General features: G+C 73.0%; 11 protein-coding genes and 3 pseudogenes. 3 read left to right on the plus strand and 11 right to left on the minus strand.

Features of this window, described 5'->3' with window-relative positions; genetic code table 11:
* Nucleotides 1-29: 29 nt before the first annotated feature.
* The gene (locus ACH4TL_RS28520; RefSeq protein WP_398320863.1) at nucleotides 30-959 is read right to left on the minus strand and encodes a LysR family transcriptional regulator; all 930 of its coding nucleotides are present in this window, start codon (nucleotides 957-959) and stop codon (nucleotides 30-32) included.
* Between the two features lie 136 nt (nucleotides 960-1095).
* Here ACH4TL_RS28520 and ACH4TL_RS28525 point away from each other — a divergent pair, with 136 nt between their 5' ends.
* Nucleotides 1096-2349 carry an MFS transporter gene (locus tag ACH4TL_RS28525; RefSeq protein WP_398320860.1) on the plus strand — a complete coding sequence of 418 codons (1254 nt, stop codon included), beginning with the start codon at nucleotides 1096-1098 and terminating at the stop codon, nucleotides 2347-2349.
* A 44-nt stretch (nucleotides 2350-2393) separates the two neighbouring features.
* Here the strand turns inward: ACH4TL_RS28525 and ACH4TL_RS28530 are convergent.
* Nucleotides 2394-2854: pseudogene (locus ACH4TL_RS28530) on the minus strand (TetR/AcrR family transcriptional regulator); the annotation flags it as partial.
* A gap of 1 nt (nucleotide 2855) precedes the next feature.
* On the opposite strand from ACH4TL_RS28530, the pseudogene ACH4TL_RS28535 reads away from it, so the two are divergent.
* Nucleotides 2856-3170: pseudogene (locus ACH4TL_RS28535) on the plus strand (NADPH-dependent FMN reductase); the annotation flags it as partial.
* Between the two features lie 21 nt (nucleotides 3171-3191).
* Here the strand turns inward: ACH4TL_RS28535 and ACH4TL_RS28540 are convergent.
* From ACH4TL_RS28540 to ACH4TL_RS28560, 5 genes are all read right to left on the minus strand, one after another.
* On the minus strand, nucleotides 3192-7487 hold the full coding sequence (locus ACH4TL_RS28540; protein WP_398320857.1) for a trypsin-like peptidase domain-containing protein: 4296 nt from the start codon (nucleotides 7485-7487) through the stop codon (nucleotides 3192-3194).
* A 43-nt stretch (nucleotides 7488-7530) separates the two neighbouring features.
* Entirely contained in the window at nucleotides 7531-7899 is a 369-nt protein-coding gene (locus tag ACH4TL_RS28545) for a CU044_2847 family protein (protein WP_398320854.1), read from the minus strand.
* 104 nt (nucleotides 7900-8003) lie between these two features.
* On the minus strand, nucleotides 8004-9035 hold the full coding sequence (locus tag ACH4TL_RS28550; protein WP_398320851.1) for a Gfo/Idh/MocA family protein: 1032 nt from the start codon (nucleotides 9033-9035) through the stop codon (nucleotides 8004-8006).
* Nucleotides 9036-9038: 3 nt separating this feature from the next.
* Nucleotides 9039-10037 (minus strand): Gfo/Idh/MocA family oxidoreductase, encoded by a 999-nt coding sequence (locus tag ACH4TL_RS28555; RefSeq protein ID WP_398320848.1) that lies wholly within the window; start codon nucleotides 10035-10037, stop codon nucleotides 9039-9041.
* Nucleotides 10034-11188: a Gfo/Idh/MocA family protein gene (locus ACH4TL_RS28560; protein WP_398320845.1), complete on the minus strand. Its 1155-nt coding sequence runs from the start codon at nucleotides 11186-11188 to the stop codon at nucleotides 10034-10036. The genes ACH4TL_RS28555 and ACH4TL_RS28560 overlap by 4 nt, the downstream gene beginning before the upstream one ends.
* A gap of 109 nt (nucleotides 11189-11297) precedes the next feature.
* Between ACH4TL_RS28560 and ACH4TL_RS28565 the strand changes: the two genes are divergently transcribed.
* Nucleotides 11298-12320 (plus strand): LacI family DNA-binding transcriptional regulator, encoded by a 1023-nt coding sequence (locus tag ACH4TL_RS28565; RefSeq protein WP_398320842.1) that lies wholly within the window; start codon nucleotides 11298-11300, stop codon nucleotides 12318-12320.
* Nucleotides 12321-12332: 12 nt separating this feature from the next.
* On the opposite strand, the gene ACH4TL_RS28570 is transcribed toward ACH4TL_RS28565, so the two are convergent.
* From ACH4TL_RS28570 to ACH4TL_RS28585, 4 genes and pseudogenes are all read right to left on the minus strand, one after another.
* Nucleotides 12333-12890, minus strand: coding sequence for a hypothetical protein (locus ACH4TL_RS28570; protein ID WP_398321373.1), 558 nt, complete (start codon nucleotides 12888-12890; stop codon nucleotides 12333-12335).
* Nucleotides 12891-13092: 202 nt separating this feature from the next.
* Nucleotides 13093-13428: pseudogene (locus tag ACH4TL_RS28575) on the minus strand (hypothetical protein); the annotation flags it as partial.
* A complete protein-coding gene (locus ACH4TL_RS28580; RefSeq protein ID WP_398425367.1) occupies nucleotides 13325-13936 on the minus strand; it encodes an LD-carboxypeptidase in 612 nt (203 codons plus the stop codon). The gene ACH4TL_RS28580 and the pseudogene ACH4TL_RS28575, both read right to left, overlap by 104 nt.
* A 197-nt stretch (nucleotides 13937-14133) precedes the next feature.
* Entirely contained in the window at nucleotides 14134-15198 is a 1065-nt protein-coding gene (locus ACH4TL_RS28585; RefSeq protein WP_398320839.1) for a TauD/TfdA family dioxygenase, read from the minus strand.
* Nucleotides 15199-15262 lie beyond the last annotated feature (64 nt).

Here is a 15262-nt window from a genome sequence, read left to right on the forward strand (position 1 = left end):
GACCTCGGATGGTGTGCGGTTCCGTTCAATCACTGTGCCCAGGCCGGTGTCCAGGTCTCGGCGTCGGAGCGGGCGGCCGGGCCGGGGCCGAAGTGGCGGCGGAGGGCGGCGAGAGCCGGGTGGGCGTTGTCGCGGTGCCACAGCAGGGAGTGCGGGTAGACCGGGGTCGGGCCGCGCAGGGGGATGCGGCGCAGGTCGTGGTCGGCGGGCCAGACGAGGCGGGTCTGTTCGCCGACGAAGGTGGCCAGGGACCGGGAGTCGGCGATGGTGTCCAGCAGCGGCTCGGTGCCGAAGCCGGGGCCGGTGATCTCGATGGTGAACCCGAACGCGGTGGCGAGGTCGTCGTAGTAGGCGGTCGACTCGGTGCCGGGGGCGAGCCCTGGCATCCAGATCCGCTGTCCGGCGAGGTCGGCGGGGGTGATCGCGCGGGCGGCGGCGTGGTCGTGGGCAGGGCCGGTGAGCAGCTGGACGGGCTCGTCGAAGGCCCGGGCGGCGCCGATGTCGTCGGGGAGCTTCCGGCCGGGCATGGTGACGGCGCGGAACGACGCGTCGATGGTGCCGGAGCGGAGGGCGTCGACGGCCGTGTCGACGTCCACGAGGGTCACGAGATCCAGCTCGACCTCGGGGTGGGCGTGATGGAAGCCGCGCAGCACGGCGGCCGGGGCGAGCCGTCGGCCGATCACGTCGACGCGCAGCGCGCGGCGGCCCGGGCAGACGGAGGCGACGGCCCGCGCCTCGGCCCGGAGGAGTTCGCGGGCGTGGGGCAGGAACGCCTGTCCGTCGATGGTGAGCTTCGCGCCCCGCGCGGCGCGGGTGAACAGCCGCACGCCGAGGGTCTTCTCCAGCGTGGCGATGCGCTTGGAGACGGCCTGCTGGGTGACGGCCAGGTCGGCGGCGGCGTCCTGGAACCGCCCCGCCTCCGCGGCGGCCACGAACGTGCGCACGGCGTCGAGATCCACGCCGGGCAGGATAGCGGCACAACCGATGGTTGTGGGGTGCGGCGGATCGGTTGTTTGCCCCGGGGGTCCGCTGCCCGCTTGGATACCGGCGGTCAGGGTGCGGTGGTCCGGGTCGGCGGCGAGGGGTGCGTGGGGCATGGCGGGCAGACGGTCGCTGGGGCGGCGGTTCGGGTGGCTGTGGGCGGCGTACGCGGTCAGCGCGTACGGCACGGGGTTCGGTTTCGGCGCGTTTCCCCTGATCGCGGTGGTCGTGCTGCACTGCGGACCGGCCCAGGTGGCGGCGCTGGCCGCCACGGGGCGGGCGGTGGGGGCCCTGGTCGCGGTGCCGCTCGGCCCCTGGGTGGAGTTCCGCCGTAAGCGGCCGGTCATGGTGGCGATGGACCTGGTCCGGTTCGCGGCGATGGCGAGCGTCCCCGTCGCGTTCGCGCTCGGCGGCCTCACCTTCGTACAACTCCTCGTCGTCTCCGTCGCCGTCGCCGCGGCCAACATCGCCTTCAACGCGGCCACCGGTGCGTATCTGAAGGCGCTCCTGCCGCCGGAGGACCTGCTCGTCGCCAACAGCCGGTTCGAGTCCACGACCTGGACCGCGACGGTGATCGGGCCACCGCTCGGCGGGGCCGCGATCGGGATGTTCGGCCCGGTGACGACCGTCGTGGCCGACGCGGTCAGCTATCTGCTCTCCGCACTGGGCCTCCGCGCCATCGGCGGGACGGAACCGCGGCCCGCGCGCACCGGCGCACAGCGGCTGCGCCCGGGCGATCTGCTCGCGGGATGGCGCCACATCCTCGGCCACCCCGCGCTGCGGCCGCTGTTCTTCAACGCCATCGTGGTCAACGGCCTGATCATGGCCTCCGAGCCGCTGATGGCCGTCCTCCTGCTGGGCCACCTCGGCTTCGCCCCCTGGCAGTACGGCCTCGCGTTCGCCGCCCCCTGCGTCGGCGGTCTCCTCGGCGCCCGCCTGGCGCGCCCGCTCACCGCCCGGTTCGGGCTGCGCCGGGTGCTCCTCGTCACCGGGACGCTGCGCGCGTGCTGGCCCGTCGGGCTGGCGTTCGTCCAGCCCGGTGTCCCCGGGATCGTCCTGGTCGTCGTCGTCCAGCTCGGCCTGGTGACCTGCATCGGCCTGTTCAACCCCCTGCTGGCCACCACCAGGCTCGACCACACCGCCCCCGACCGGGTTGCCCGCACCCTGACCGCGTGGTCGGTCAGCAGCAGCGCCGCCATCGCGGCCCTGACCGCCCTGTGGGGTCTGCTGGCCGCCGTCACCGGCCCCCGCACCGCGATCGCCGCAGCCGGGGTCCTCCTGCTGGCCACCCCGCTGCTGCTCCCGCGCCACGGGAACGCGCCCCGGCCCGCGCCCGCCGGTGCCGCGGAGGCCGTCGATCGCGTCTGAGGGCGGGCCCTCAGCCGGTTCGTGGGCTCAACGCGGCTCCCGTAACCCGTCACCCGGGCGACCAGGTCGGCCCAGCCCGCCTCCAGCCGTTCCAGGGGCATCCCGCACTGCCGGGTCAGGTGGTGGATCAGGGCAGGGTCGAGATATCCCATCAGCACCTGGGCCAGACGCTCACAGTCGGCGTTCGGTGTGATCTGCCGCAGCAGGACCCTGACGTGCGTGGTGAGCGCCTGAGCCGACGGATGGGCGAACCGGCGAGCGGGCTCCGGCTCGGCCGCCAGTTGCAGGTCCAGCTGCTCCGCCGAGCGGCGCAGCAGCGCCACACCGAACGCCCGCAGCCGCTCCTCGGGCGGTGCTCCGGGGCCCAGCGGCGGCGGCCCCCGAGGAAGTCGGCCTGAAGCGTCTTCGCCGAATGATCCAGCAGCGCCATCAGGAGTCCGGTGCGGTCGCCGGAGCGCCGGAAGACGGTCCCCTTCCCCACCTGGGCGGCGGCCACCGCCTCCATCAACGGCACCATTCCGGCCGTCCTGAAGAACGCCATCGACTGGCTGTCCCGCCCGTTCGGCGCCGGTGCCTTCGGCGGCAAGCCGGTCGCCGTCGTCGGCACCGCCTTCGGCCAGTACGGCGGTGTGTGGGCGCAGGACGAGACCCGCAAGGCCGCGGGCATCGCCGGTGGCAAGGTGCTGGAGGACATCAAGCTCTTCATCCCCGGTTCGCTGACCCGCTTCGCGGAGACCCACCCGGCCGATGACGCCGAGGTCGCCGCGCAGCTGACCAAGGTGGTCGCGCGCCTGCACGGCCACGCGGAGGCCGCCGCCTGACCGAGCCCGTGCGGGCACGGATCACTCATCACCCGGGCACGGCTCTGTGTCCCGCGACATGCCCAGGCGCGGGGCGGCGCGCTGGGCGGGGGTGTAGGGGCCGCGCAGGGCCGAGCACAGGGTCCGGTGCCATTGGCCGGGGGAAAGGCGGAGGGTCCGGTCGTCGCGGGGGCTGAGCAGGCGCAGCGTATCGCCGGCGAGGCGCCAGGCGGCCAGGCCTCCCGTCGTAGGCTCTTCGAGACGACCGAGCAGGTCACCGCCGGGAGAGACCAGACCGATGTGCCCCAGGAAATTGACGACGAGGGTTCCGTCACCCGCCACGCCCAGAAGCCCCTCGGCTTCCTCCAGGCGACGGGTCCGGGAGTCCCTGTGCTCGTCGTCCACCCGCCACCACGCCACCCTGCGGTCGTCTTCGAGCGTGGCAAGCCGGTCGCCGTCGGGGGTGAAGGCCAGCCAGGCCGCTCCGTTGTAGCGGAGCGGAGCGCCTTCGAGCCGTGCGACGCGGGTGCCGCGCCGCGCGTCCCACACCTCGGCCCGGCCGCGCTCCCGCCATGGGTCGATGACCACCGCCACTTGGTCGCGGCGGCCCGGCCTCGGGGTGAGCTGACCCGTTTCGGGAAAGGTGCCCGATTCCGGCGGGGTCCGCTCCAGGTGGACGGGACCGCCGCTCTGGACTCCGGTGCGCGGGTCGAGCCGGACCAGGCTGCCGCCCCGGCAGAGGACCACCAGTTCACCACCCGCCGTCTGCACGATGTCCTGCGGCGCGTTCCAGGCCGGGCTGCCCGCCCGGCCGCAGTCCCACGCGACCCTCACCCGCGGGCGCAAGGTGTCGACGTCGTACAGGAGCGCGGTGGTGGACTTCTCGGACCAGACCAGCAGCGCGTCCGCGCCCTTCCGAGCGACCCAGCGCAGGCGGAGGTCGAGGTCCTTCTGCTTGCGGACGCGCTCGGGAAGGAGCGTGTCGCGCCGCTGGACGCCGGGGCCCAGCACCTCGAGCCGCCCCCGGTACAGGCGTGCGGTGCGCGGGCCGTCGGGTTCTCCGGCGAGGGCGGCATCGGTCGCCGATGTGTCGTCGTCACGGGCCTCAAGCGGTGGGGGCGCCGGTACGGCCCGCACCCGAAGCAGGGAATTGCCCTCGGCGGTGAGCAGGGTGCGCGGGCCAGGGCCGCTTCCGGCGACCGCGACACCCATGGAATGCGCCTTGCCCGGCACCGTGGCGGTCCAATAGCGGTGGCCGCCGCGTGCGTCGAGGATCGTGACGCGTCGGAAATCGCCCCGCTGGGCCGACGTCGTGCCGTTCTCGTCGACGAGGTGGGTTCCCGTCCCGTCCACGCGCCTGATGCTCCCCGGGAGCGTGCCGCTCGGCTGGTTCGCTCCGGGCACCATGGAGTACCAGCGGGCGGCGCCGTCCTCCGGCGTCACCCAGACACCGCGCCCCCGGTCGGCCTGCTGCTCTCCCAGGATGTCCTTCTGCCGGTAGACCCGGCGGACGCGCTCGCCGGAATCGGTGACATGGATGTCGAGAGAGCGCTCGAAGCGTGGCTGCCGCCCGCCGCTCACCTGCCGGTCAGCGGTCACGGCGATCCGGTCCCCGTTCCCGAGCAGCCAGGCGGAGCTGGGATTCTGAGGCTCCCGCCGGTCCACGGACCGTTGGGACATGGGCAGTTTCCGGCCGGTTGCCGCGTCCCACAGACGCACCAGCGCCCGTCGTCCGGCGTCCTCGGGGCGCGGCTCCTTGAAGCGGAAGAAGTGCAGCAGGCGCTTGCCGTCCTCGGAGAAGTCCACCGATGATTCGTAGACGTCCCCACGGTCGGCCAACGGGCCGGACACGGTGTGCGGCCGGGGGACGGTATCGGTCAGGTTCCAGAGCAGGACACTCCCGTCCGCCGTCGCCATCGAGTAGCGCCGGCCGTCGTCGCTGACCGCGTCCTGAAGGCCGCCCAATCCGAGATCGGTGGGTACGCCGCGCAGCCGTATCGCGCGTGGTCTGCCCTCGCGGGCACCGGTGACGGCCGTGACATCCAAGGCGGCCTTGCCATCCGGCTGGGAGATCACCACGAGAGTCCGGCCGTCGGGTGTCACCTTCATCGTCTGCGCCGAGCCCCGCCACAGCCCGCTGTGTGAGGACACCACGTCGTGCGCACGGACGTACTGAGCGAACAGGGCCTGCTGCGCCTCCGGCGTGTGCCTCGCCTGCCAGGCGCCCGCGGCGTAGCGGAACGCGCTGTCCGGTGAGCGCTCCGCCGTGTCGCCGGACAGTTCGCTCAGCTCCGCGGCAGCGGCCGTGCGCAGCTCGCGCAGGTCTCGTTGGCGGGCCCGGTAGGTGCCCACCGCGAGTGCCGTTGCCACCAGTGCCAGTGCGGTGACGAGTCCGGTGAGGCCCCAGAGGCGTCGCAGCCCCCGCCGCTGCCGCCGTCGCCCCGCCTCCAGGTAGGCCCGTTCGAGGTCGGTCAGGTCTTCGGGGCGGGCGCTCAGCCACTCCAGGCCCTGGGCCAGGCGCACCCCGTGCGGCAACAGTCCCGCGGGCCGACCGCGCTCCTCCCATTCGGCGGCGTCCCCCGCGGCGCGGTCCTGCCACTCGCGGAACTCGGCGCCGTCGCGCAGCCAGCCCGCCACGCGCGGCCATTCCCGGAGCAGTGCCTCGTGGACCACGTGCACGGTGCCGCCGGAGCCCTCGTCGGCGGCGCGCTGTGCGACGTCCCATACGAGGAGGCGGCGCCCGGCCAGCGTGCGCGCCAACTCCGCTTGCTCGGAGGGCAGTTGGCTGGTAGGCAGGGCCCGGCGGGTGAACCCTCCCCGGCCGTCGGGCCGGGCGAGCTGCTGGAAGAGGCGACGGGCGGCGTCCTCGGCCGTGCCGCTCCGCGCGAGGCACTGGTCGAGGGTGGTGTCGGCGTACGCGGCCAGGGCACCCCCGACGCCGCCGATCTCCTCGTATGCGGCGTGCGTCAGGGTATTGGCCTCGCGGCGGCGCCACAGCTGGGTGAGCGTGAACTGGAGCAGCGGCAGGCAGCCCGGCTCGCCGACGGCGTCGTTCACCAAACGCCGGATCAGGCCGTCCTCGAGGCGGAGCCCGGGCACGATCCTCACCGGTTCCTCGACGGCGCGGGTGAGCGCCTCCTCGGTCATCGGGGCGAGGAACGTCACCGCTCGGCCCAGTGATGCCGAGGTGTCGGCCGCGGTGAGCGCCTCCAGGGTGGCGGGCCGCGCGGTCAGCACAACGCGCAGTCCGCCGCCCTGTGCCGGGTCGGGGGCCTGCGCCAGCGCCGACAGCAGGTGGAAGGCCCGCAGCGCTCCGTGCGGCGCGTCGGCGGCGTACTCCTCGAACTGGTCGAGAAGGAGCACGGCGCCCCTCGGCCCGAGTTCGTCGCACAGTCGACCGCGCAGGGCGATCCGCTCCGCCTCGGACCCGGCACACGCCTCGCGCACCGCGTCGAGGCGCTCCGGGCGGGCGGTCGTGTCGGGCACCGCACCGTGCCAGACAGCGGCGACGGCCTCGGCGACCCAGGCGTCGGCGTGCTCGGGCGTGGTATCGGACGCGTCGGCGGGCCGGGGCACCCGCAGGGCCGACGGCGTGCGACGGCGCCGCAGGTCCGCCAATAATCCGGCTCTGAGCAGGGACGACTTACCGCTGCCCGAGGGGCCGACCAGGACGGTGAGGGGCTGGGAGTCCAGCGCCGCCACCAGCTCGCGCACCTCGTTCTCGCGGCCGTGGAAGTACCGGGCGTCGTCCTCCTCGAACCGGTCCAGACCGCGGAACGGACAGGGCAGGGACACGTCCGACCCGAGAAGACGGTCCACCGGGATCAGATACGCGGTGCCGCTGATCCCGTACCGCCCGCGGGTGACCAGCATCCCGACCACGGCGCCGCGTGCGACGTCCCAGACGGCGGCCCCGCTGAACCCCCGCCCGATGGGCACGCCGTGCGCCGCCAAGTCGAGCTGGAGCCGGTCGGCACGCTGCCGACCGCGCAGCACGCCGGTGGCGTTCACCCCGCGTGGCGCGTCCTCGGGGAAGCCGAAGGCGCGGATCTCCCCGCCCCACTCATCGCCTGTGCCGTCCACGAACGGCAACGGCTCCGTACCGTCCACCGCGTCGGCCAGGCGCAGGACCGCGATGTCGTCCTCCGGCCTCCAGGATTCCACCTCGGCGGGGACCGGGGCTCCCGCGTCGGCGCCGGTGAGCAGCGGAAAGTCCACGGAAACCGGTCCCTCGGGACGGCCCCCTCCTGACTCCTGCACCACATGGGCGCAGGTGCACACCAGCCGGTCGGCCACGAGGAAGCCCGCACCGGCGACCACCCCGTCGGAGCCGAACACCCGGGCGGCGCCCCGCTCGTACCGGGCCCCGCGCGGCAGAGAACTAGGGCGCCTCGCTTCGGTCACGCTCGCCGGGCCCCCATTCAACTCCCACGGTGAAGTGCGCCTCACCGGCGGTCTTGGCGAGGACCACGCCGGCCTCGGCGGTCACCTTCATGCCGAACTCCAGCGTGATCCGGTCCGGGCGGGACGACATCGTGCGCAGCGAGTCGACGACATCCTGGACGGCCGGGCGCACCCGGTCCACCGCGTTGCGCAGGGTGTCGGCGGCGTCCCCGACGGCGTCTGCCATCCGTTGCCTGCCGATGGGTTCGTACGGGTCGCCGGATGACGGGCGGGAGGGGGCGGGCGTGGTCGTCTCCACCCGCAGGAGTGAGCCGTCGTCGAGTTCGATCGTGGTGATGGCTGTCATGGCGCCAGGACCCGTCCTGTGGTGCTGAAAAAGCGGTCCTGCCAGACCGTATCCGCCGACGGGCCGGACGTCACCGAAATGAACGAGCCAAACAGGGCGCAGAGTTACTGGTCAAAGGTGATGCCGCACAGCCCGCGGATCTCGTCCATCGCCCGGAGGGTGACGACCGAGTCCGCCAGGGGCCGCAGCGGGGTCTCCCGCAGGCCCTCGGCGACGCACCGGGCCACCTCGGCGGCCTCGAAGTGCAGCGCGTCGTGGGCGCTTCGTGGCTCCGTGCAGGTCAGCGGCGTGCCGCCGCCGGAGGGTGTGAGGACGAGGTCGCCGGGCTGGTAGAAGGGGCCCGGCAGGCCGAGGGTGGCCCGGGTGCCCGCGATGGTCGCGGTGGTGGGGGTATCGCTGAACAACGTGGTGTGCAGGACGGCCTGGCCGCCCTGGGAGCCGCGGAGGATCGCCGCCGTCTGGCCGTTCACCCCTGCGGGATGGGGCCGGCCCGAGGCCAGCGTCTCCGCCGGTGCGCCCAGGACCCAGGTGGCCAGCGATACGGGGTAGGTGCCGAGGTCCAGCAACGGGCCACCGGCCAGTTCGGGGCGCAGGATGCGGTGTTCGGAGGTGAAGTGCTCGCCGAGGTCCGCCAGGACCGTGTGAATCTCGCCGAGGACACCCGAGTCGAGGACCTGGCGGATGATGTCGAACTTCGGCAGGAAGAACGTCCACAGGGCCTCGGCGCAGAACAGGCCCTGTGCGGCGGCGAGTGCGGCAATCTCGGCCGCCTGACCGGCGTCCAGACCGATCGGCTTCTCCACGAGGGTGTGCTTGCCGCCCTCCAGGGCGATCCGGGCGCAGGCGAGATGGGCGGTGTGTCCGGTGGCCACGTACACGACGTCGACGTCCGGTGCTGCGGCCAGCTCCTCGTACGAGCCGTAGGACCCGGGTATTCCGTGGCGACCGGCGAACTCCCCGGCGCGGGCGGCGTCGCGGGAGGCCACGGCCGTGAACCGCTGGCGGGTGTGGCGCTGGACGGAGCGTACGAATCGCTCCGCGATCCAGCCGGTGCCCATGACGCCCCAGCGCAGGGCGGGGGCGTCCATCGGGTCCGCGGTGCGCGCGACGGGCAGAGCGGTGGGAAAGGCGGGCACGGGTCAGACCTCCGGGACCTGGACGGGGACGGTCCGGCCGCCGTCCTTCATGGACGCGATGACGGCCCCGGCCACCGCGGACGCCACCAGACCGTCCTGGGCCGTGGCCATCGCCGAGGCGTGTCCCGACGGCAACGCGTCGACCCATGCCTGGAGTTCGAGCCGGTAGGCGTCGGCGAAGCGGGGGCGCCAGTCGGCGGGGTAGCCGGTGGACCGGGTCCGGGCCGAGTCCGTCACGGTCCGGGCCGGATCGGTGAGGGCGACGGTGCCGTGCTCGCCCACCACCTCGCAGCGGATGTCGTAGCCGTAACCGGCGTTGAGGAAGACCTCGACGGTGGTGAGGGCACCGTCGGCCGTGCGCAGCAGGATCAGCTGAGGGTCGCGGAGCCCTGACACCGCCGTCGTGGAACGTGGCGCGTGCCAGCTGACCTCCGTGACGGGCGAGCCGAGCAGCCATGGCACGGTGTCGAATTCGTGGATGGCCGAACCGGTGATGCTCAGCTCGTCGGTGCAGCCGGGGGCGGAGGACACGCCCCGGCTGACGCAGCGCACCAGCAGCGGGCTGCCGCAGTCCCCGGCGGAAACGGCGGACTTGAGCTCCATGTGGGCGGGGTCGAAGCGGCGCATGAAGCCGAGCGAGATCAGGCCGCCTCCGGCCCGCCGCTCCTCCCGGACGACCCGCGCGCACTCCTCGAGCGTGGGGGCGAGCGGCTTCTCGCACAGCACCGGCTTCCCGGCCCGTACCGCGGCGACGGACAGGTCGGCGTGAGTGGTGTCGTGGGAGGCGATGACGACTGCGTCGACCTCCGGGTCACCGATCACCGCGTAGGCGTCGGCCGTGGCCCGGGCGCCGGGCACGGTTCCGGCGACGGAGGCCGCACGCTCCTCGTCGACGTCCGCGACCAGCGTGACCTCGGCGCCGCAGACCTGGCGGTGGAGCGTGGCCACGTGGTCGGCACCCATGTTGCCCGCGCCGATCACTCCGATGCGCACGTCGCTCATGCCAGGTCCACCCACGCCCGGCTGTCGACGGACCGCGTCATGGCGTCCAGTACGGTCGCGCTGTGCACGGCGTCGTCCAGGGTGGCGCCGTACGGGGTGCCCTCGGCGATCGAGCGCAGGAAGCGGTACGCCTCGATCACCTTGAGGTCGTCGTAGCCCATGCCGGTCGCCGCGCCCGGCTGGAAGGCGGCGTACTCCCCGGCGCCCGGGCCGACGTACACCGTGCTGACCGGCTGGTCCTGGAAGGCCGTGCCGCGGCTGACGCCCAGCTCGTTCATCCGGCGGAAGTCCCAGAACACCGCGCCCTTGGTGCCGTGCACCTCGAAGCCGTAGTTGTTCTGCTCGCCGACCGAGACCCGGCAGGCCTCCAGCACACCGCGCGCGCCGGAGGCGAAGCGCAGCAGACAGTTGACGTAGTCCTCGTTCTCGACCGGGCCGGGTTCGCCGCCGGTGGCCAGGGTGTGTCCCGCGGTGGCACCGGTCGGGCGGGCCCGCTCGGGGATGAAGACCGCGGTGTCGGCGGTCAGGGAGGCGATGTCGCCCAGCAGGAAGCGGGCCAGGTCGGCGCCGTGTGAGGCCAGGTCGCCCAGCACTCCGCTGCCGCCGCGATCCCGCTCGTAGCGCCAGGTCAGAGCGCCGTCCGGATGGGCCGCGTAGTCGCTGAAGAGCCGGACGCGGGCATGGGTGACCGTGCCCAGCTCACCGGAGGCGATGAGTTCGCGAGCCATCTCGACGGCGGGTGCGTTGCGGTAGTTGAAGCCGACCGCTCCCCGCACACCGGCCTTGGCGACGGCGTCGGCGACCGCGCGGGCGTCCTCGGCGGTGAGGCCGACCGGCTTCTCGATCCAGATGTGCTTGCCCGCCTCGGCCATCGCGACGCCGATCTCGCGGTGCAGGAAGTTCGGCGCGGTGATGCTGACGGCCGCCACCCTCGGGTCCCTCGCGACCTCGCGCCAGTCGGGGGTGGCCGAGGCGAACCCGAACCGCTCCGCGGCCTCCTCGGCCCGGCCGGGCACCGCCTCCGCCACCGAGATCAGCTCCGGGCGTGCGTCCAGGTGCGGGAAGTGGTGCGGGACACGGGCGTAGGCCTGGGTGTGCACCCGGCCCATCCAGCCGAATCCCACAACGGCGACACCGAGCGTGCTTGCCATGACTGCCCTTCCTTGGACCGTTCCATCCTTGCTCCGCCCCACCCTGAATCCCGTCCTCCCTCGTGTCAATGCTTTGACTTTCCGATCCTCCCTATGGAACGGTCCAGCTATGAGACCCCCGACGATCCGCGACGTGGCCGAGCGGGCCGGCGTGTCGAAATCCCTGGTCTCCCTGGTGCTGCGCGGCTCCGAGCAGGTGAGTCCCGAGAAGCGGCAGGCCGTACTGGCCGCCGTCGAAGAGCTCGGCTACCGGCCGAACGCCGCCGCCCGCAGCCTGAGCGAGCAGCGCACCCGCTCGGTCGGCGTGCTGCTGAACGACATGCGCAACCCCTGGTTCGTGGAGCTGCTGGACGGCCTCAACTCCCGGCTCCACGACAGCGGTCTGCGCATGCTGCTCGCCGACGGCCACCTCAACCGACGCCTCGGCGATGACCTCACCCGCACCTTCACCGAGCTACGGGTCGACGGGCTGATCGCCGTGGGCACCCTGCCCCCGTCGGACGCGCTGCGCGCCGCGGCCACCCACATCCCCACCGTGGTGGCGGGCGCCCGTGAGCCGGTGCTGCCCCGCGTCGACGTCGTCGCCAACGACGACGAGCACGGCGCGCGGCTGGCCACCGAGCACCTGATCGGGCTCGGCCACCGCCGGATCGCCCACATCGCCGGTCAGGGCGTCGTCGGCGAGCTGCGCCGACGCAGCTTCGAGGCGGTCGTGCGCGAACGCGGCCTGGCGGACACGGCGCGCGTCGAGCAGGGCGACCTGACCGAAGAGGGCGGCTACCGGGCCATGGTCCGGCTGCTCAGCTCCGCGCCGCGGCCGACCGCGGTGTTCGCCTTCAACGACATCGCCTGCGTGGGCGCCCTGTCGGCGGCCGAGGAGTCGGGTCTCCAGGTCCCGCGGGACCTCTCCCTCGTCGGGTACGACAACACCTATCTCTCACGTCTGCGGCACCTGTGGCTGACCACCGTGGACAACGCCAGCCACGACGTCGGCCGCCGCGCCGCGCAGCACCTCCTCGACCGGATCGCGGATCCGGCGCGCCCCGGACGGACCGTCCTCTCACCGCCCGCACTCGAAGTACGGGGTACCACGGCGCCGCCCCCGGCCGACTGCCGGCAGATCGCGCCTTAGCCCCGCCGCTCCCTAGACGGCGACGTGGCGGTGGTCGAGCGCCGCCGCCTTCAGCAGGGTCACCACGGCGGCGATGTTCCGGCCGATCGTCGAGTTGATCCGCTCCAGCTCCCGCTTCTCCGGGGGCTCGTTGGAGGGGCGGCCCTCCGCCAGGATGGCGACGCGCGACAGTCCGGCGGCGGCGAATCCGCACACACCCGCCTCGCCGACCATGGTGGCGGAGTCGCTGTGGGGCAGCGTGACGCGGCTGACGTCCGCCTCGGCGATCAGCATGAAGCCGTCGAGGGCGAAGCCCCTCTGCTCACCGAGCGACCACTCCTCGATCCGGCCCGCCGCGGTGTCCTTCACACCGCGACCGGTCTGCGCATCGGCGTCTGCGTCACCGGGCGGCGTCACGATGGTGGGGTCCAGGGCGAGGCCGCCGAAGGTGCCATGGGTGAAGATCTGCCGGGCCTGGGCCGGGTTGGTGCCCCGGGTGATCACGACCGTGCCCTGCGCCCTGAGTCCCGCGAGAGTGGTGGCCTGGCGTTCCCACTCGGCGGCCAGCTCCAAGGCGGTTCCGTGGTTCATGTTCTGCTGGCACCACGCCCGGTCCGCCGCGGCCGTCGCCGCGCATTGCGTCGCCTGCGCGACGAAATCTGCGTAGACCCGCTGGACGTCCTGCAACTCGAACGCCGCGGCATCGTTGGCCGCGACGAAGGCGATCGAACCCAGTACGGCGCGCTGGGGAGTGCCCTCCTTCGGCGCCGCCGCGCCGACGGCTCAGCCGGTCGCGCAGGACATCGGCGATGCCCCACCCTCCCAGCGTCGGATTATCGGCATCCTGGTCGAAGCCGAGGAACTGACCGAGTGCGACACCGTGCAGCCCCTTCAGGGCCCCGGTGCGGGTCAGCTGGGTCAGTGCGCGGTCGACCTCGCCCAGCCCTGTGCCTCTCTGGTGTTCGAGGAAGAGGATCGCCCCCTTCAGGCTCGGCAGTCCGGCTCCCGCCTCGGTGCGGACCGCGTCAAGGTTGCCGCCGACCAGGACTCCGGTCGCGGTGCCCTCGACGGTTGCCGCCGCGGTTGCTTGGCTGGTGTCCCGGTGGAGGGTTACGGAGTCGGTGGTCATGAGTGCGCGGCGAAGGGCGTCGGCCGACGCCGGCCCGGACCGTTCGTCGCTCCAGTTGGCGAACCGGGCCATGCAACGAGGCCAGGCCGCATCGCGCCCACAAGGCAAGGTGGAGGTGGGTGATGTCGCTGAAGCCGACCAAGGGCTTCGGGTCGCGCCGCAGGGTGTCAGTGTCCAAGTCGTCGACGATGCGGTAGGCGCCTTTGCCGCCCCGGGTGGCGATCACGGCGCGGACTCCCGGATCACCGAACGCCGAGTTCAGGTCGAAGACTCGGTCCTCATCCCGGCCGGCCATATACCCCCACTGGTCGAAGACGTGCTCACCCAGCTCGACCCGGAGTCCCCATGAGGTCAGCAGCTTGACGCCACGGGCGACCCCGTCGCGGCTGGGTGGGCTGGCGGGAGAGACGATCCGTACCCGGTCCCCCGGGCCGCAACCGCGGCGACCGCACCGTCGGATGGCTGGCGAAGGCGTCCGTGCCGAGATCCTCCTACACCCACCGGTCAGCGTCGCACCTCCGAATACATGGAGGCACCCCCCTCAGAGCGGGGATCCCAACGCTGCCGGTTGGGCACAAGGTCCGGCGGTGTCAGCACGCGGTAGCCGTCCTGGTTGTGGGCAGCCATGTGCCGCAACATTTCCGGTGTCGGCACCCGGTCGTACCAGTCCGGCCAGCCATACATCACGTAGCATGCCCGTCCCGATCACGCATTCCTCCAATGTCCCGGCCATGGCGGGCCCGTCGGTCGCAGGGGCACGCACACCTGTGATCCGGCCGCCCGGACGCCACGGGATCTGCGCAGGTCGGCCACGGCGAAACAGCGCCGCAGCCACCGGTCGTGGCCGTCGTAGCGGGGCGTGAAGCCGGTGCGGCCGTGCACGGCGGCACGGTTGTCGATGACGATCAGGTCGCCGGCTTCGAGCACCGTGCCCACCAGCACGGCGCACATGGCGTCGTGGAGTTCGCCGAACGCCCGCGCCGCGGCCTCGTCCAGCGGCTCCATCGCGTGGAAGTCGGCGACGAGTTCGGGGGCGGTGTCCGGTCCGGACAGGACGGGCAGCGGAGGTGAGACGGCGCCGGCGTCGCCGGTGTGGCCGAACGAACTGCTGTGCCGGATCTTGAACAAGGGCTCGCGCAGCACGGATACACATTCGGCGGACAGCCGGGGCAGCGCCCGGCTGATGGCACCGGAGGTGGTGCGCGCGCGGCGCTCGCGGTCGGCGCGCAGGCACAGCAGGGTCAGGAAGTCCGGCTTGAACGGGTGGAAGCCGTCCTCGGTGTGCATTTCGAGCATCACACTGCCGCTGTTCTCCTGCCGCGACTCGGCGCCCCGGACCGGGATGATGTCCTGGACGAGGCGGCCGCCCTTCTCGTCGGCGTAGGCGATGACGTCGCCCAGCCAGGAGACCGCCGCGAGCTGGGCGAGGGTCGCCAGAGGCAGCAGTGACCAGTCAGGGGCGACACCGTCGGTCGGTGTCGGGGGCAGTGTGCCGTCGAGGGGCACGTTCCGCACGATCAGGGTCCCGTGCGGGTTGCCGGTCCGCCGGAAGTGGCTGAGCGCGCGGGCCATGCGGGGTGGCAGCCAGCGGGCCGCCACCTCGATCTCCGCGAGCAGTTCGGCGGCATCGAGCGATGCCGGGCCGGGGTGTGGCAGCGAGTGGGCCATCTCGGTGACGAGCTCGCGGAACCGCTCCGCCTCGTCCGGAGTCAGCTCCAGCGTCACCTCTTCCACACCACCGAGGGCGGTCTCCTGGGGGTGCGTGAGCAAACCGGTCCTCCTCACGGTCCGGTGCACAGTCCGGATCACGGTCTGATGCGCCTAAGCGGGCGGG

It is taken from the genome of Streptomyces sp. NPDC021115, assembly GCF_044333065.1.
In the GTDB taxonomy this organism is placed as follows: Bacteria; Actinomycetota; Actinomycetes; order Streptomycetales; family Streptomycetaceae; genus Streptomyces.